A 17,705-nucleotide genomic window follows, 5' to 3' on the forward strand; every position below is an offset into this window, starting at 1 on the left:
GGGGAAACCGGGCTCCAGCCTTACCCCAAATACTCAATCACCGACAGCCCACCGTTGTAATCCGTGCTGTAAATAATCCCCTGCGCATCCACAAACACGTCGCATGACTGGATCACGCGCGGACGCCCTGGCCGGGTATCCATCATGGTTGCCGGTGCCGCCGGCACCAGCGCGCCGGTCTCCACCGGGCGATACGGGTTGGAAATATCGTAAGCGCGAACGCCCGCATTCTGATATGTGGCAAAAATCAGCGTAGAGCTGATAAAGCTGCCCGGGCGGTTTTCGTGCAGGTTGTGCGGCCCGAAATGCGCCCCTTTCTCCACGTAATCCGTTTCGTCCGGCTGGGGGAACGTTGAGATGCTGACCGGGTTGGACGGATCGCGAATATCAAACAGCCAAATCAGTTTCTCGCCATCGTCCTGATTGTCGAGCACCGCTTCATCAAGCACCACCAGCAGCTCTCGGTCGGGTAACGGCAGCGCGGTATGCGTGCCGCCGCCGAACGGCGGACTCCAGTTGCGATGGCTGATCAGCTTCGGCGCACTGCGATCTTTCACATCCAGCAGCGTCAGGCCGCCATCGCGCCAGCTACCGTAAGCCGTGTCGCCAGCGATAATGGCGTGATGAAGCGCGTAGCGTTTGCCTTCCGGCCATGCGGGTGTTTCACCTGCGGCCTGGTTCATCCCCGGTAACCACCAACGCCCGGCAACTTGCGGTTTACGCGGGTCGGCCAGATCGATGGTCAGGAAGATATAGTCGGTGAAACCGTCGATCAACGCCGAAACATACGCCCAGCGACCGCCGACGTACCAGATACGGTGGATGCCAATGCCGTTCAGCGACAGGAAACTGATTTCACGGGGTTTATCCGGTGTGGAGATATCAAAAATGCGCAGCCCGGCACTCCAGCCTTTGTCCTGCACATCGCTGACCGTGTCACCGACCGACCGGGTGTAATAGACCTTTTCATCGGCAAAGCGCGCATCGGCGAACAGGTCGCGGGCATTGATCACCAGCAGCAGATCGTCGTGAGCTTGCAGATGCACATTCCAGGTGCCGGGCGGCGCAGGCACATATCCTGCTGCTTTCGGGTTTTTCGGATCGCGCACATCCACAATAGAAAAACCCTGCGACACCATATGACCGATGTACGCAAAGCCGCGATGCACCATTAACTGGACGCCATCCGGGCGCCCTCCCTGGTCGCTGTGCCCAATCAGCCGCATATTGCGGCTATATTCGGGACGCGGAAGTTCAGTTGCCATGATTCATCCTTTCAACAGCCGTATTGCTCTTCGCAGGCCAGGCAGCGCTAAGGGCTTATCTGGCCTGCGGTTTCGGCCTGGATTGTTATTTGTTTTTCGCTTCCAGCGTAGCGAACCACGGGGCGATAAAGTCTTCGGTCTGGCCCCAGCCCGGAATGATTTTGCCCAGCGAGGCCACGTTTACCGCACCCGGCTGGCTGGCCAGCAGCGCCTGCGGGATCGCCGCCGCTTTAAAGTCATACGTCGCAGGCGTCTGTTCACCGGCAATCTTGTTGGCGATCAAACGCACGTTGGTTGCGCCAATCAGCTTCGGATCCACCGCCACGCTCACTTTCCACGGGCTGTTGGCTTCCCGCATCAGTTGCAGATCCTGGTTAGACACATCGATACTGTAGAGTTTGATCTCGGTGCGTCCGTTCTCTTTCAGCGCCTTATACGCGCCCTGGCTGAACGCATCCCAGGTCCCCCAGATCGCGTCGATTTTGCCTTTCGGGTATTTCGCCAGCACTGCACCGACTTTGTTGGCGGTATCGCCCTGCACGTCAGAGGAGACCGCACCAATCGATTCCAGCTCTTTGATACCCGGGTTCGCTTTCAGCAGTTCCGCGTAGGCCGCCTGGCGGCGCTCCATTGGCGGGAAGCCAGCAACCCACAGTTTGATGATGTTGGCTTTACCGTTGAAGTCTTTCACCAGCTCGCCAAAGGAGAGTTTGGTCAGCGACGCATCATCCTGCTGGGTAACGGTCACGCCCGGGATCTCACCGTTCACCGCGGTATCGAACACCGACACTTTAATCCCGGCTGCGACGGCTTTTTTGATCAGATCGGTGGAGTACGGATCGCGCCCCTGCGAGAGGATAATACCGTCATACTTCTGGCTGATGGCCTGATTGACGAAATCCTGGAATTTCGCGTCATCGCCATTGCTAAGGAAGGTGCTGATTTTAAAGCCAAGTTTTTTGCCTTCCTGCAATGCGCCGGAGACAAACTGCGTGGTGTTATCGTCCGACCCGAGGTTACGGATCAGCGCAATACGCACCGGTCCATTATGATTGGCAATGGCGTCCGGCACCGGTGCAGGCGTGGCCGCGTGGCCCGGCAGCGCGCTCAGTAATCCCAGCGCCAACAGCGAAAGTGCAATTTTTTTCATGTCTGTTTTCCCCTGAATAATTAACGACGCTGGAAGTAAGTCAACGCAAGAGCACCGGCCAGCACCAGCCCCTTAATAATGTCCATTGCGTAATACGGCACTGACAGCATCACCAGCCCGTTTTGCAGCACACCGAGGATCACCGCCCCCACCAGCGTGCCGAAGGCATTCGGTTTACCGGAACCCGCCAGCGAAAAGCCGATCCATGCCGCCGCGACGGCATCCATCAGGTAGCCGCCGCCGGCATTCACCTGCGATGAACCAATGCGCGAGGCCAGCAAAATCCCGCCCAGCCCGGCCAGCAGCGAAGAGATAACGTAAGCCGCAACCTTGTAGCGCGTGGTGCGAATACCCGAAAGTCTTGCCGCTTCCGGGTTGCCGCCAATGGCGTACATCCGGCGACCGTGGGTCGTCAGTGACAAACCAAGCTGCGCCACCAGTGTTACCACCAGCATAATTACAACAATCGTCGGAACCTGGCCCAGAGAAGCAAACGCGGCCGGGATGGTGCCTTCCGCCATGTCGCCGCTCGGCAGCACCATGTTTTCAGTGATGGAGCCGCCGTAGCTGTAGGTCATCGCCACGCCCTGAATCACGAACAGGCTGCCGAGCGTGGCCAGCATATCGGGAATGCGCAGTACCACGATCAGGAAGGCGTTAAACAGGCCGACCAGCGTACAAAGCACCAGCGTGATAAGGATCGATTCGGTGGTGCCGAAGCCGTGCCAGACAAACAGCGAAATCACCAGCGCATTGGCCAGTGAAGCGGTCGAACCGACCGACAGGTCAAACCCGCCGATGGTCAGCGAAATGGAGACGCCAACGGCGATCACCGTCACGATGGCAATCGAACGTAAAATGTTGATGATGTTGAAGGGATCGAGGAAGTTGTCCGATGCCACGCCAAAAATCGCGATCAGCGCGACAACGGTAAGCAACATGCCCCATTTATAAAGAAAATCAAAAAACTGCTGGCGGGGCGTCACCGCCGCATTGACTGTCAGGGCCTTACTCACGGCGCCGTTCCTCCGGTGGAATAATAAAGTAGTGTCTCTTCGCGGGCATCCTCGCCCGGCACTTCTGCAACAATGCGCCCGTCCCACAGCACACAAATCCGATCACATAAACCCACCAGTTCGGCGAATTCACCCGACGCATAGATCACGCCTTTGCCTTCCCGCGCCAGGCCATCAATCAGCTGGAACAGATCGGTCTTCGCCTTGACGTCCACCCCTTTGGTCGGCTCATCAAAAATCAGCACGTTCGCATTGCCGCGCAGCCATTTGCCGATCGCCACTTTCTGCTGGTTGCCGCCAGAGAGGCGACACAGTGTTTGCCCCGGCCCGGTCGTGCGCACGCCCACGCGGGCAATCACTTCCTGCGCCCAGCGCCACGCCTGGCGGTGACCAAACAGACTCCAACGCGAAAAGCTGTTATCCGCGCTGATGGATAAATTCATGCTGATAGGCTCTTCAATAAAGATGCCCTCTTTGCGCCGCTCTTCCGGAACCAGCGCCAGGCCGCGCGTTACTGAATCCGCCGGATCACGGGGTCGCCACGGTTGGTTGTTCAGCTCACCGCGGGTAATGCGGCTTTTACTCGCGCCGAAAAGCGCTTTGCAAAGTTCGGTTTTCCCGGCACCCGCCAGCCCGGCGATACCGAGGATCTCCCCTTTGCGCAGCCGCAACGAGATATCTTTCAGCAGCCCTTCATCATGCAGACCGTCAACGCTCAGCAGCACTTCATCGCTGTGCGGCGGACGCGCAGGCGGATAAATATCGCTCAGTTCATGGCCGAGCATTTTTTCCACGATCTGCTCGCCGCTCAGGTCGGCCATCGGGCCGGACTCAATCAGTTTGCCGTCGCGCAGCACGGTTAAAGTGTCGCAAATGGCCTTCAGTTCATGAATGCGGTGCGAGATAAACACCACGCCAATACCCTGCTGTTGCAGGCGTTTCACCACGGTGAATAAGCGCTCACTTTCCCGGCTATCAAGGGGAGCGGTGGGTTCATCAAGGATTAAAAAACGGCAGCGATGCGAGAGCGCGCGCGCCAGCAGGATTTGCTGTTTTTCCGCCAGCGAGCAAGTGTCAATTGAGCGTTTGACATCCAACGCCACATCGAGCTGCGCCAGCGCTTCCCGCGCTTGCTGGCGAATCTCGCCCCAGCGGTAGCGGTGCCCCTCTTCGGCCAGCTTATCGAGCATGATGTTTTCCGCGATGCTCAGACCGGGGATCAGCGCGACATCCACTTCCTGCTGCACCAAGTGAATGCCAAACATTTTGGCGTCACGCGGTGTGCGAATGCTCACTACCTGGTTATTGATACTGATTTCGCCTTCGTAGTGATCGTGTGTTCCGCACAGTACCGCCATCAGCGTGGACTTCCCCGCGCCGTTGGCGCCGGTTAACGCATGCACTGAACCGCCCCGTAAGGTGAAATCCACGTGCGACAGCGCCCGGAAGCCGCCAAAGGCCAGGCTTATGGTGCGCATTTCGAGGTGGTTGCTGCTCATGCTGCGGAAATCCCTGCCATTAATAGATTGATTTAACGAATTTTTCACAGCCTTGCTTGACTGGCAACGACAGAAAAGGCATAAGATAAAGCAAAATAATATTAGCCATCCGGATGTCCAGACATAACATCGGGTTAGCCATTACGCACAAGGACACAACACATGAGCAACACTGATATTCGCGTCGTACCCGGCCCCGCTAACTACTATTCCCATGCCGGGAGCCTTGCGCGTTTGCACGACTTCTACAGCGCAGAGCAGCTCTCCCGCGCGGTGTGGATCTACGGCGAACGCGCCTTTGCTGGCGCAAAAGCGTTTCTGCCGGAAGGGTTTAATGCGCCTGGTGCGAAGCATATTCTGTTTAAAGGCCACTGTAGCGAGCGCGATGTTGGCGAGCTGGTTGCGCAAGCGGGGGATGACCGCGCAGTGGTGATTGGCGTGGGCGGCGGAGCACTGCTGGATACCGCCAAAGTGGTGGCGCGCCGTCTGGGTTTGCCGGTGGTGGCGATCCCGACCATTGCCGCGACCTGCGCAGCCTGGACGCCGCTGTCGGTGTGGTACAACGATGCCGGGCAGGCGCTGCAATTCGAAATCTTCGACGACGCCAATTTTCTGGTGCTGGTGGAACCGCAGATCATCCTTAATGCTCCGGCAGAATATTTACTGGCAGGCATTGGCGATACGCTGGCGAAATGGTACGAAGCGGTGGTGCTGGCGCCACAGCCGGAAAATCTGCCGTTAACCGTGCGTCTGGGCATTAATGGCGCACTGGCCATTCGTGATGTGTTACTGGAAAGCAGTGAGCAGGCGCTGGCCGATCAGCAGCGCGGCGACGTGACGCAGGCGTTTCGCGATGTGGTGGATGCCATTATCGCTGGCGGCGGTATGGTTGGCGGCCTTGGCGAGCGTTATACCCGCGTTGCGGCTGCACATGCGGTGCACAACGGGCTGACCGTGTTACCGCAAACGGATAAATTCCTGCATGGCACCAAAGTGGCTTACGGCATTCTGGTGCAGAGCGCCCTGCTCGGCCAGGACGATGTGTTGGCGCAGCTGATTGACGCTTATCAGCGTTTCAACCTGCCGACCACGCTGGCCGCGCTGGATGTCGACATCACTCACCGCGCCGAACTGGACAAGGTGATTGCGCACACCCTGCGCCCGGTTGAATCTATTCATTATCTGCCGGTAGAACTCACCGCCGACACGCTACGTGCAGCATTTGAAAAAGTCGAAACGCTATCGCGTTGATATGCGAGCCCGGCGTGGGGTGCTACGCCGGGCGAAATCCTATCCACGGGAGTTGTAGCCTGCACCGCAATGCTCTCAATTTTTTTGTTTTTTCATTACATCACAACAGGTACTCTCCTGGCGCACTCGACGCCCACGTATCAAACTGATTATCAGGTTATTACTGTGCAAGGGTTGAATCGCCACGGATTTAACTGACACCTCAGAGTCATTCCCATTATGCAGGCCAGAGCGCCATGGCCATTCTGGCGACGCCGAGCAGCGTTTCGCGGCTTGCGCCATCCCGCGCCTGAATCGACATCCCCTGCTGGATGCTGACGTATAACCGCGTCAGCGCGTCGATATCCGTCGAAGCCGGTAAATCACCCTGCTCCTGCGCCTGCGTTAACCGCGCTTTGAGCAGTTCCACACCGCCATTGCGTAACTGTTGCACCCGCGCGCCAAGGCGATCGTTGCCTTCGCTGGCAACCGCCGACAGCGTCACCATACACCCGTGCGGCATACCGCTGCGGGTTAACGTCTGCGCCGAACGCGCCAGCCATTGCGCAATGGCCGTTTTCGGCGACGGTTCACTGTCCATCCCGCCCCAAATCAGCGGCGCAACCGTCTGTTCGTAGTGCTGCAAAACCTCATCATAGAGATCCTCTTTGCTGCCGAACGCCGCATACAGGCTCGGGGATTTAATGCCCATCGCCTGGTAGAGATCGTTCATCGACGTGGCGGTGAACCCCTTCTGCCAGAAGAGTTTCATCGCTTTATCCAGCGCATCGGTACGGTCAAATTCCCGTGGTCTTCCCCGGCTCACAGTGCCTCCTCACATTTTGTGCTGATCGGTATATTAATACTATTGACGGCGAGGTGAAAGCCCGTTTACTTTAATTATGTATCAATCGACATATAATTAGGAGCGACCATGTCACACTCACTTGCAGGTAAACGCGCACTGGTCACGGGCGCCAGTCGAGGTCTGGGTAAAGCCATTGCGCTCACGCTGGCGCAGGCAGGCGCAGATGTCGCCATTACCTGGGAAAAATCCGCAGACAAAGCCGAGGCCGTTGCCGAATCGATCCGCGCGCTGGGGCGTAACGCCGTGGCGATTCAGGCTGACAGCGGCAACCCACAAGCCGCGCGCGCCGCCGTTTCACAGGCGGTAGAAGCGTTAGGCGGACTGGATATTCTGGTGAATAACGCCGGTATTGCACGCGCCGGGCAACTGGAAACGATGTCGCAGGAGGACATCGACGCGCAGATCAACGTCAACATCCGCGGTGTCGTGTACACAACGCAGGCGGCGATCGCGCATTTGCCTCGGGGCGGGCGCATTATCAACATCGGCAGTTGCCTGTCCGATCGCGTACCGTTCACTGACATTGCCATCTACTCGATGACCAAATCGGCGCTGAACTCGTTAACGCGCGGTCTGGCGCGCGACCTTGGACCACGCGGCATCACTGTCAATATGGTGAAACCCGGCTCAACCGACAGCGATATGAACCCGGCGGATGGCGAAGGCGCTGAAGAGCAGCGTCGGTTAACGGCACTGGGGCATTATGGTGAGGCGCAGGATATCGCCGAAGCCGTGGCCTTCCTTGCCAGCCCGGCGGCAAAACAGATCACCGGTACGGATATTGTGGTGGACGGCGGCACAAACGCCTGAGTGACGTGCAAAGAAAAGGCGGCGCAGAGCACCGCCTGATCGAGAAACCGGGAGATCAACAGCAGCGTGCGCCGCCTTTGCCACCGTAGCGCGCATCCTGGCGCTCGCGGAAAAACTCCTCGTAGGTCATCGGCGTCTGATCCGGGTGCGTCACGCGCATATGCTCAACGTAGTTGTCATAATCCGGAACGCCAATCATCATTTTCGCCGCCTGGCCTAAGTACTTACCGGCTTTAGATAGCGTGTCGAACATGTTATCCCCTCATCCGCCCTCTCCCCACAGGAGAGAGGGGGAAACACGGTTAATGAACGCCTTTCGCCTGACCCACAATCTGGCCAATATCTTCCGGCATCGCCTCATACGGCGTCTCTTTCGCCGTCGGGTGATCCACTTTCAGCGCCGCCAGCGCGGTTTTCAGCGAGTAGAACGCCAGCACCACCACCACGACCATAAAGAAGATGGTCAGACCGGCATCGAGACGGTTATTAAACACCAGTTGCGCCAGTTGTGACTGGGTATACTGCGCCGGGATTGTCCCGCTGTCGATCATCGCCTGGAACTTATTGGCAATGGCGAGGAAGCCAACTTTATTGTCCGGGCTGAAGGCTTTTTGCCAGCCAGCGGTGAGCGTACAGACCAGCAGCCAGGCGGTCGGCAGCAGTGCAACCCACGCATAACGCTGGCGTTTCATCTTAAACAACACCACGGCGCACAGCATCAGCGCCATACCGGCCAGCATCTGGTTGGCAATGCCGAACAGCGGCCACAACGTGTTAATGCCGCCAAGGGGATCCACCACGCCCTGATGCAGGAAGTAGCCCCACGCCAGCACGCACAACCCCGTCGCCAGCAGGTTAGCGGGCAGCGACTCGGTGCGTTTCAGGTTCGGGGAAATCACCCCCAACAGATCCTGCAACATAAAGCGCGCCGCACGCGTCCCGGCGTCCACCGCCGTCAGGATAAACAGCGCCTCAAACAGAATCGCGAAGTGATACCAGAACGAGACCCCCATTAAACCGCCAAGCGCACCGTGCAGAATATAGGCCATGCCGACCGCCAGCGTAGGCGCGCCGCCTGCACGGGAAATAATCGACTGTTCGCCCACTTCTTCTGCAATCTGCCGCAGAGTATCCGGCGTGATGCTAAAGCCCCAGCCACTCACCACCTGCGCGGCAGACGCCACCACATCGGTGGTTCCTGCCGGTGCCAGCACCGCCATGGGGCTGTTCATCGCGAAGTAAACGCCCGGATCGATAATACAGGCTGATACCAGCGCCATGATCGCCACGAACGACTCCATCAGCATACCGCCGTAGCCGATAAAGCACGCCTGTCCTTCGCTGGCGAGCATTTTCGGCGTGGTGCCGGAGGAGATCAGCGCATGGAAGCCAGACACCGCGCCGCAGGCAATGGTGATAAACAGGAACGGGAACAGGCTCCCGCTCCACACCGGACCGGTGCCATCAACAAACTTCGTCAGCGCAGGCATGGTCAGCGTCGGGCGCATAATCAGAATGCCGATCGCCAGCCCGATAATGGTGCCGATTTTCAGGAAGGTAGAGAGATAGTCGCGCGGTGCGAGCAGCAGCCAGACCGGCAGTACGGAGGCCACAAAACCGTAACCCACCAGCATCCACGTTAACTGTACGCCGGTAAAATCAAAATAGGGTGCCAGCGCCGGGTTTGCCGCCACCCAACCGCCGGAAATAATGGCGAACACCAGCAGCACCAGGCCAATCACCGACACCTCGCCAATGCGCCCCGGGCGCAGATAGCGAATATAGATGCCCATAAAAATTGCCAGCGGGATGGTAAAGGCCACGGTGTAGGTTCCCCACGGGCTGTGGGTCAGCGCTTTCACCACAATCATCGCCAGCACCGCCAGGATGATCACCATGATCATAAAGGTCGCCACCAGCGCAATCACCCCAACGGTCGCGCCCATCTCCGCTTTCACCAGTTCGCCAAGCGAACGCCCGTCGCGGCGGGTGGAGACAAACAGCACCATAAAGTCCTGCACTGCACCGGCCAGCACCACGCCTGCCAGGATCCAGATCATCCCCGGCAGATAGCCCATTTGCGCCGCCAGCACCGGCCCCACCAGCGGGCCTGCCCCGGCAATCGCCGCAAAGTGGTGACCAAACAGCACTTTTTTGTCTGTCGGCACATAGTCGAGACCATCATTGTGCCGTACCGCCGGTGTCATGCGCGTCGGATCAACCTGCAGCACATTTTTGGCGATATAAAGACCATAAAAACGGTAAGCGATAAGGTAGATACAGACCGCAGCCACCACAATCCACAGTGCATTGATCTGTTCACCGCGATTCAGTGCGATATAACCAAGAGCAAACGCTCCAACAAGGGAGAGCATGCCCCAAATAAGGTATTTCCCTGAGTTGTTCATAGCGGTTATCCGTTGAGAGATAAGGAGATGTTACATTTTGTTTCTATATCAACTCGCAGGTTTTAACAACTTTGAAACAAGGAAAATTCGTCCTGACAGCAGGCATTTACCTCATTGTGTTACCAGGATCACTTATAGGGGGGGAAGATTCCCTCTCCGGACGCAGAGAGGGGGAAAACCTTAACCGAGGACGGCCGTACTCAGGCGACAGGTACAGCAGCGACGTCCCTGCTCATCAAACACCACAATCTCCCAGCTTTGACACTGACGGCCAAGGTGTAGAGGCTGGCAAACGCCGCGCACTTTGCCTTGCGAGACCGGGCGATGATGCGATGCGTTTAACTCCGTGCCCACCACGCACTGACCGTCGCGGGTCATCAGATAACCGGCCATCGACCCCAGCGTTTCCGCCAGCGCCGCCGACGCGCCGCCATGCAGTAAACCAAAAGGCTGATGCGTGCGGGTATCCACCGGCATTTCCGCTTCCAGCAGATCATCGCCAAGGCGGGTGTAGACAATGCCGAGGTGCGCCACCAGCGTGTTATCACTGGTGCCGTTCAGCTCCTCAAGCGTTAAATGGCGTTTCCAGATCATTTACGCCCCCAGCGTTGAACCGCCATCCACCACAATATCCTGCAGGGTGATATGGCTGGCCAGATCGGAAGCAAGGAACAGGATGGTGTTCGCCACTTCCTGTGGACGGGCAATCTTGCCCAGAGGGATACCCAGTTTGAACTGCTCACCAAAGCCGCGAATGCGCTGCTGTTCAGCGTCATCACTGACCCACAGCGTGCGTTGCATGTCCGTGTCCGTCGAGCCCGGCGAGACAACGTTGCAGCGCACATGGCTTGCCGCCAGTTCCAGCCCGACGCTCAGCGCCAGGCTTTTCAGCGCGGCTTTCGACGCGCCATAGGCGCTCATGCCGATGCGCGGTGTATGCGCCGCGTCGGAAGCGACAGTGACAATGGCTCCGCCCTGCTGACGGCGGAACTGCGCCATCGTCTGGCGAAACAGATTGAACGCGCCCCCAACGTTAACGGCGAAAGTCTGCTGCCAGGCGTCGGTGGAGAGTTCATCCGTCGCCCCCATATGCAAAATCCCGGCGGCATTGACCAGCACATCCAACCGTTCGCGTTGCGCCAGCAGACGTTGACAGACGGCGTCCACCTGTTGCGCATTGGCGATATCCACCACCTCGCAGGAGAAAGGATAGTCGCGATCGGCAAACGCCAGATCAAACCCGGTCACCTGCGCGCCAGCCTCCACAAACGCCAGCGCAGTCGCGTAACCAATCCCCTTCCCGGCGCCGGTCACCCACACGGTTTTACCGGTAAAATCCAGGTGGGCCATTATTTCACCTCGCGGGAGAGCAACGTCCACCAGGCATCAATCGTCGGGTTCTTCGCCAGCATCACAAAGTCGATATCGCCGTGCACTTTGCGCCAGCGGGCCGCCAGCGCCATCATGCGTACGGAATCAAGGCCGTAATCGATGAGGTTTTCATCATTCAGCGGCTCGTCGGACTCATCCAGCAGCGGCAGGATCAGCGCCCGCAGTGCAGCTTTGCTTCCAGGAACGGGTAACAGATCCTGGGTCATCACCACGCGCCCGGAACGCCCGGCCACGTACCTGAGCGACATCAGGTGATCCTCGCGGCTGAAGTCCGCCAGCGCATCGGCAACCATAAACGGTTTGATATCACGCATAAACGCATCGGTGGCGGTGGTCATACAGCCAATGTGCGAATAGACGCCGGTGATAAGCAACTGGTTGCGGCCGGTCTCTTTCAGCGCCTGCTCCAGCGGCGAGCGGTGAAACGCGCTGTAGCGCCATTTGACCAGTACGGTATCGGCATCATCCGGCGTCAGTTCCGCCACGATTCGCTGTTGCTCCGGCGAGCGGGTCAGTCCCGGCCCCCACATATCGTTCAGCAGTGCGCGATCTTCATCACTCTGCTCTTTCGGCTGCGCCGTGTAATAGACCGGAATATGGTGCTGTTTGCAGTAGCGACGCAGGGCGGCGATGTTCGCCACCACTTGCTGCATCATCGGGCAGTTATCGCCCCAGAAGTTAACAAAGTACTCCTGCATATCGTGGATCAGCAGCGCGGCACGTTCAGGTTCAAACGCCCAGCTGACTTTGTTTTCCGGGATATCGGCTGCCGCTGGCAGTGCGTAGCCCTGTAATTTTGGAATCGCCATCTTCTCTCCTTTACGCCGATGTACGCTGTGCTAACCACTGGCGTAATTGTTTTTTATCCACCTTACCGACCGGCGTCAGCGGCAGCGCCTCAAGGCACTCCACGCGATCCGGCAGTTTGAATTCCGCTACCCCTTGCTCACGCAGGAACCGACGAACCGCCACCGCGCGCAACGGCGTTTTCGTCACCAGCCAGGCGCAGCTCTTTTCGCCGAGCAGACTGTCTTCCATGCTGACCAGTGCCGCGTGGATCACGGCCTCATGGCGCAGCAACAGGTTTTCGATCTCCTCGGCAGCAATCTTCTCGCCGCCGCGGTTGATCTGATCTTTTTCACGCCCCTGCACGGTGATATAGCCCTGCTCATCAATGGCAATCAGATCGCCGGAGCTGTAAAAGCCGTTTTCATCAAAGGCGCTGGCATTATGTTCCGGGCTGTTAAAGTAGCCGCGGAAGGTGTACGGCCCGCGCGTCATCAGCCGCCCTACCTGCCCTGCGGGCAGCGGGTTACCGTTTTCATCCGCCACCCAAACTTCGTCGTCCGGGCACATCGGGCGACCCTGGGTATGGGTAATGCGCTCCAGCGGATCGTCCAGCCGGGTGTAGTTCACCAGCCCTTCCGCCATACCGAACACTTGCTGCAACTGGCAGCCAATCTCCGCCGGGATCCGCGCAGCCAGCGTGGTCGACAACCGTGCGCCGCCCACCTGCAACAGTCGCAACGACGCCAGTTGGGCATTGCTGCCCCACTCCTGAATCGCCTGTAGCCACAGGCTGACCGCGGGCGGCACCAGCGCAGTCACGTTAATGCGGTGTTTTTCAATCAGCGGGAAGCACAGCGTCGCGCTCGGATCGGCGGCCAGCACCACGCAGCCGTGCGCCAGGAATACACCCAGCGCGCCAGGCGAGCTCATCGGGTAGTTATGCGCCGCGGGCAATGCGCACAAATAGCGGGTGTCAGCGGTAAACCCGCATACCTCGTTACTGCGCACAATGCTGTAGTAGTAATCGTTATGTGTACGGGGGATCAGCTTCGGCGTGCCGGTGCTACCGCCAGAAAGCTGGAAGAATGCCACTTCATCGGCGGGCGTCGGCGTGGTAATAAAATTGTCCGCCGGACGGGCAATCGCCGCATCCAGCGCGTGTTCACCCTTATCGCCACGCAGCAACACGGCGCGCAGCGTGTCGTGTTCTGCCACAAAGGTGGTGACAAAGTCATCACCGGCAAACAGCGTATGTTCACGATCGGCAATCAGTAATACCGGCTTAAGCTGCGTGGCGTAAGCGTTCAGTTCGTTGCGCTGGTGGCTGAACAGGGCATTCACCGGCGCGACGCCGATTTTCAGCAACGCAAAAAAGGTGATGTAAAACTCCGCCACATTCCCCAGTTGCACCAGCGCAGTTTCCCCGCGTTTGATGCCCAGCGTCTGGAGCGAGCAGGCCAGGTTATCTGAGAGCTGATTCACCTGGCGGTAGCTGTACGCGCGGTCGCCGTCGATCACCGCCGTGGCATCACTGTGCGCGTGACGGGTAAGAATGTCGGTCAACGGCAAGTCCTGCCAGTAACCTTTTTCGCGGTAACGGCGGGCAAACTCATCCGGCCAACGGTTAAAAGGAAGGGTCATCTCAGCTCCTCAATGCAAACCAAAAGCATTCAGCATGGTGGTCAGTTTCACGCCGGTTTCACGCCACTCCGACAGCGGAGAAGAGGCTGGAACAATCCCGGCGCCGGCAAACAGCCGAACGGTGTTACGGTGAATACGGGCGCAACGGATAGTCACCACCCACTCGCCGTTTCCTTCGGCGTCGCACCAACCGACAATGCCGCCAAACAGTTCACGGTTGAACGGTTCCAGCTCGGCGATCAGTTTCTTCGCCACCTGGTGCGGGAAACCGCTCAGCGCGGGTGTCGGGTGCAATAAACAAGCGAGGCTTAAGGCGTTTTCATCGTCGTGTGCAACACCGTCAATCGGCGTTGCCAGGTGCCATAACGTTGGCGTGGTCACCAGTTGTGGGGAGTCGGGCAGCGTCAGCGAACGACTGCGCGGTTTGAGCACCGCTTTCATCGCCTGAGTCACCAGTTCATGTTCGTGGCGATCTTTTTCCGAGGCCAGCAGCTTATTGCCCGCTTCGCGATCGAGCATGTCGTCTGGCTGGCGGCGTGCAGAGCCTGCCAGCGGCAGTGAACTGAAGCGGTTTTCCTCTTTGCGCAGCAGCAGTTCCGGGCTGGCGCCCAGCAACGCGCCGCCATCCGGCAACGGGACATGGAAATTGAAGCTGGCCGGGTTTTGGGCAATCAGACGCTCCAGCAGCACGCCGCTGTCGACGTTGCTGTCCGTCGCAATATCAATCAAACGGGAGAGCACCACTTTATCCACTTCCGGCGTGGCGGTTTTCGCTGCACCGCGCTCAACCATCTGCATAAAGTGGTCTTGCTCCGGGATAAATGTCTGCGTCTTCACGTTCGGCATTTCGCCAGCGTTGAAATAGCGGGCCGATCGCTGTTTTGCCGGGCGGGAGAAGGTCTGCCAGGATTGCGGAATAAACAATGCGGAAGGCTGCGTGGTATCAAAGGGGATTGCACCGACCATCACCGGTCTGGCGATGCCCTTCGCTTTCGCACTGGCAAAAGCCTGCGCCAGTTTTTGCTGGAAAGCGCCCTCCCGATCGTCGCCGCCTGCGGCGGGCTCAGAGAAACGGGCAAAGCAGCCGGACGTGGTAAAACTGCGGTACGGCGACATAAAGAAAAACTGATCCGCGGCCAGCGTCTGCACAGACTGCTGGATTTCCTCAGCCAGGGACGTATCCATATCATCCTCCAACAATGATAAGTGAACTAAGAATGATTATCATTTGTATTATTGCGCAGTAAGATAAAAAGTTATGACCCGCTCTGTCAACAGCAGAATATCCCCCTGCACGACTGCCTCTTGCATCCGCCTCGCTCAACACTGAAAATGAGAAGCATTAACCTCAACAAAAACAGGACGCGACTCGTGAGATTTCCCTTTTGGTGCCGTAAGCCCATTGTGTTTCTGGGCATTTTTGTTTTAGGACTATCCTCAGCGCTGGCTGCCGACTGGCCCCGCCAGGTGAGCGACAGCCACGGCGCACACCAGCTCGACAGCAAGCCACTGCGCATTGTTTCCACCAGCGTGACCCTCACCGGTTCATTGCTGGCAATAGATGCTCCGGTCATTGCCAGCGGCGCAACCACGCCGAAAAACCGTTTTGCCGACGATCAGGGCTTTTTACGCCAGTGGGGCGACGTGGCGAAACAGCGTAAGGTCGCGCGGATTTACATCGGCGAACCGAATGCCGAAGCCGTCGCCGCGCAAATGCCGGACCTGATCCTGATAAGCGCCACCGGCGGCGACTCCGCACTGGCGTTGTACGATCAACTTTCCGCCATCGCGCCGACGCTGGTCATCAACTACGACGACAAAAGCTGGCAAGCGCTGCTGACGCAACTTGGTCAAATCACCGGCCAGGAAAAACAGGCGGCGGCGCGCATCGCAGAGTTCAATCAGCAACTGGCGGACGTAAAAGCGCATATCACCCTGCCGCCACAGCCGGTCAGCGCGCTGGTCTATACCCCGGCGGCGCACGGCGCAAACCTGTGGACCCGCGAGTCCGCGCAGGGCAAGCTGATGCAGCAGCTCGGCTTTACCCTTGCTGACCTGCCCGCCGGGCTGCAAACCAGCCAGAGCCAGGGCAAACGCCACGATATCGTGCAACTGGGCGGCGAAAACCTGGCCGCCGGGCTGAACGGTGAATCACTGTTCCTGTTCGCCAGCGATCAACAGGATGCCGACGCCCTGAGCGCAAACCCGCTGCTGGCGCATCTGCCTGCCGTGCAACACAAACGCGTTTACGCCCTGGGCGCAGAGACGTTCCGCCTCGACTATTACAGCGCCACCCGCGTGTTGCAGCGTCTGTCGGCACTGTTTGGCTAATTCCGTTGGGCTGGCAGTGATTACGCCGCGGGCTGCGTCTGACGAAAACGTCGCAGCTCGCTGAGCCCGCCCACCAACGCCAGACCAACGACCGCCAGCACCAGCCCACTGAGACTGGCGGAAGAGACCGGCGTCATCATCGACCCCATCGCCCCCAACAACGCCGCGCCAATGGCATCGCCGGTGACGTTTTGCGCCGTCCACAAACCATTTATGCGCCCGAGCATCGCTTCCGGGGTCTGGGTTTGTAGCAGCGTGTACTGCAACAGCGAACTCACCGCCGTCAGCCAGCCGCACAGCGCCAGAAACACCACGCCCAGCGCCCAGAAAGGCATCAGGCTGAATAAACCAATGGCGATAAACGCCCCGACGGTGGTGATCAGCATAATCACCCCCGGACGCTCGCTGTGCGCCAGCTTACCGCTGGTCAATGCACCGATAGCCGCCCCCAGCGGCAGTGCGGCATACAGCAACCCGATCTCCGCCGCCGACATGTTCCAGCCAATGGCCAGCGCCGGGTACAGCACGCGCACCGCGCTTGCCATCGTCAGCAACCCGCCAAGCAGCGCAATACCGCCGATCAGCGGATTACGCAGTAAAAATTGCAACGCCGTCAGCAGCGATTTCAACGGATGCTCGCGCGGCTGGGGAGGTGGCGGCAGCGCAGGCAAACTGAGCAACGGCAGCAAGGTAATAAACGTGCCTGCCGCTGCCAGACCGTAGTTCCACACCACCCCGCCGGAGGCCAGCAGCAAACCGCCGCACATGGGCGAAATCACCGAGCCGAGGCGAACCGTCAGCATGGTGATCGCGCCCGCCTGCATCAGGTTTTCCCGCCCGACCAGCGCAGGCGTCGCCGCCAGCAGCGCCGTGACACCCAGCGCGCCGAAAAAACCATCCCACAAGCCGAGCAGATAAATGGCCGCCAGCGACGGTTCCGGCAAGAGCGCATTCAGGCACAGGCCAATGAAACCCACGCCACAGGTAGAACGCGCCAGTAAAATCAGTCTCTTACGTTCGTAGCGATCCGCCAGCACACCGCCGAGCATCAGGCCAACAAACATTGCGCCGCCGGTCAGCGTCACCGCCAGACCCACCTGCCAGCTGGAGTGGGTCATGGCCTGGATTTGCACCGGCACCGCCACACCCAGTAGCCCGAGCGATAAAATCGAGATAAAACGCGCCAGAAATACCGCGCGGAAAGCCGGATGCGTCTGCAGCAGGCTCAGGTTCAACAGCCAGGATTGTTGCTTCATTACAACGCCTTAAATACGCACTTTTTGTGTCCATTCGCAGGCTATGCATG

The 17,705-nt window shown here is 58.7% G+C and carries 16 protein-coding genes; 3 read left to right on the top strand and 13 right to left on the bottom strand.

Annotated features, from left to right (window positions below; all coding sequences use genetic code 11):
- Positions 1-20: 20 nt before the first annotated feature.
- The 4 genes from N7922_RS17940 to N7922_RS17955 all read right to left on the bottom strand — a co-directional run bounded on the left by N7922_RS17940 (position 21) and on the right by N7922_RS17955 (position 4,930).
- On the bottom strand, positions 21-1,265 hold the full coding sequence (locus tag N7922_RS17940; protein ID WP_263097594.1) for an LVIVD repeat-containing protein: 1,245 nt from the start codon (positions 1,263-1,265) through the stop codon (positions 21-23).
- Between the two features lie 85 nt (positions 1,266-1,350).
- Positions 1,351-2,415 (bottom strand): sugar ABC transporter substrate-binding protein, encoded by a 1,065-nt coding sequence (locus tag N7922_RS17945; RefSeq protein WP_263097595.1) that lies wholly within the window; start codon positions 2,413-2,415, stop codon positions 1,351-1,353.
- Between the two features lie 20 nt (positions 2,416-2,435).
- On the bottom strand, positions 2,436-3,431 hold the full coding sequence (locus tag N7922_RS17950) for an ABC transporter permease (protein WP_263097596.1): 996 nt from the start codon (positions 3,429-3,431) through the stop codon (positions 2,436-2,438).
- Positions 3,428-4,930: a sugar ABC transporter ATP-binding protein gene (locus N7922_RS17955; RefSeq protein WP_263097597.1), complete on the bottom strand. Its 1,503-nt coding sequence runs from the start codon at positions 4,928-4,930 to the stop codon at positions 3,428-3,430. Before N7922_RS17955 ends, N7922_RS17950 begins: the two co-directional genes overlap by 4 nt.
- Positions 4,931-5,092: 162 nt before the next feature.
- On the opposite strand from N7922_RS17955, the gene N7922_RS17960 reads away from it, so the two are divergent.
- Positions 5,093-6,181 carry an oxidoreductase gene (locus tag N7922_RS17960; RefSeq protein WP_263097598.1) on the top strand — a complete coding sequence of 363 codons (1,089 nt, stop codon included), beginning with the start codon at positions 5,093-5,095 and terminating at the stop codon, positions 6,179-6,181.
- 217 nt (positions 6,182-6,398) lie between these two features.
- On the opposite strand, the gene N7922_RS17965 is transcribed toward N7922_RS17960, so the two are convergent.
- Positions 6,399-6,986: a TetR/AcrR family transcriptional regulator gene (locus N7922_RS17965; RefSeq protein WP_263097599.1), complete on the bottom strand. Its 588-nt coding sequence runs from the start codon at positions 6,984-6,986 to the stop codon at positions 6,399-6,401.
- Positions 6,987-7,094: 108 nt separating this feature from the next.
- Between N7922_RS17965 and N7922_RS17970 the strand changes: the two genes are divergently transcribed.
- On the top strand, positions 7,095-7,838 hold the full coding sequence (locus tag N7922_RS17970) for an SDR family NAD(P)-dependent oxidoreductase (RefSeq protein WP_263097600.1): 744 nt from the start codon (positions 7,095-7,097) through the stop codon (positions 7,836-7,838).
- Between the two features lie 55 nt (positions 7,839-7,893).
- On the opposite strand, the gene N7922_RS17975 is transcribed toward N7922_RS17970, so the two are convergent.
- From N7922_RS17975 to entC, 7 genes are all read right to left on the bottom strand, one after another.
- Positions 7,894-8,091 carry a YbdD/YjiX family protein gene (locus tag N7922_RS17975; protein ID WP_000460621.1) on the bottom strand — a complete coding sequence of 66 codons (198 nt, stop codon included), beginning with the start codon at positions 8,089-8,091 and terminating at the stop codon, positions 7,894-7,896.
- Between the two features lie 49 nt (positions 8,092-8,140).
- Positions 8,141-10,246 carry a pyruvate/proton symporter CstA gene (gene cstA / locus N7922_RS17980; RefSeq protein WP_263097601.1) on the bottom strand — a complete coding sequence of 702 codons (2,106 nt, stop codon included), beginning with the start codon at positions 10,244-10,246 and terminating at the stop codon, positions 8,141-8,143.
- 180 nt (positions 10,247-10,426) lie between these two features.
- Positions 10,427-10,840, bottom strand: a complete 414-nt coding sequence (gene entH / locus N7922_RS17985; RefSeq protein ID WP_263097602.1) for a proofreading thioesterase EntH — start codon at positions 10,838-10,840, stop codon at positions 10,427-10,429.
- Positions 10,841-11,596, bottom strand: a complete 756-nt coding sequence (gene entA / locus N7922_RS17990; RefSeq protein WP_263097603.1) for a 2,3-dihydro-2,3-dihydroxybenzoate dehydrogenase EntA — start codon at positions 11,594-11,596, stop codon at positions 10,841-10,843. It abuts the gene before it with no gap.
- Positions 11,596-12,447, bottom strand: a complete 852-nt coding sequence (locus N7922_RS17995; protein ID WP_263097604.1) for an isochorismatase — start codon at positions 12,445-12,447, stop codon at positions 11,596-11,598. Before N7922_RS17995 ends, entA begins: the two co-directional genes overlap by 1 nt.
- Positions 12,448-12,457: 10 nt before the next feature.
- Positions 12,458-14,068: a (2,3-dihydroxybenzoyl)adenylate synthase EntE gene (gene entE / locus N7922_RS18000; protein WP_263097605.1), complete on the bottom strand. Its 1,611-nt coding sequence runs from the start codon at positions 14,066-14,068 to the stop codon at positions 12,458-12,460.
- Positions 14,069-14,077: 9 nt separating this feature from the next.
- Positions 14,078-15,253: an isochorismate synthase EntC gene (gene entC, locus N7922_RS18005; protein WP_263097606.1), complete on the bottom strand. Its 1,176-nt coding sequence runs from the start codon at positions 15,251-15,253 to the stop codon at positions 14,078-14,080.
- A gap of 186 nt (positions 15,254-15,439) precedes the next feature.
- Here entC and fepB point away from each other — a divergent pair, with 186 nt between their 5' ends.
- Positions 15,440-16,399 (top strand): Fe2+-enterobactin ABC transporter substrate-binding protein, encoded by a 960-nt coding sequence (gene fepB, locus N7922_RS18010; RefSeq protein ID WP_263097607.1) that lies wholly within the window; start codon positions 15,440-15,442, stop codon positions 16,397-16,399.
- Between the two features lie 20 nt (positions 16,400-16,419).
- On the opposite strand, the gene entS is transcribed toward fepB, so the two are convergent.
- On the bottom strand, positions 16,420-17,655 hold the full coding sequence (gene entS / locus N7922_RS18015) for an enterobactin transporter EntS (RefSeq protein ID WP_263097608.1): 1,236 nt from the start codon (positions 17,653-17,655) through the stop codon (positions 16,420-16,422).
- Positions 17,656-17,705: the final 50 nt, after the last annotated feature.

Source organism: Kosakonia sp. ML.JS2a (genome assembly GCF_025642095.1).
Taxonomy (GTDB): domain Bacteria; phylum Pseudomonadota; class Gammaproteobacteria; order Enterobacterales; family Enterobacteriaceae.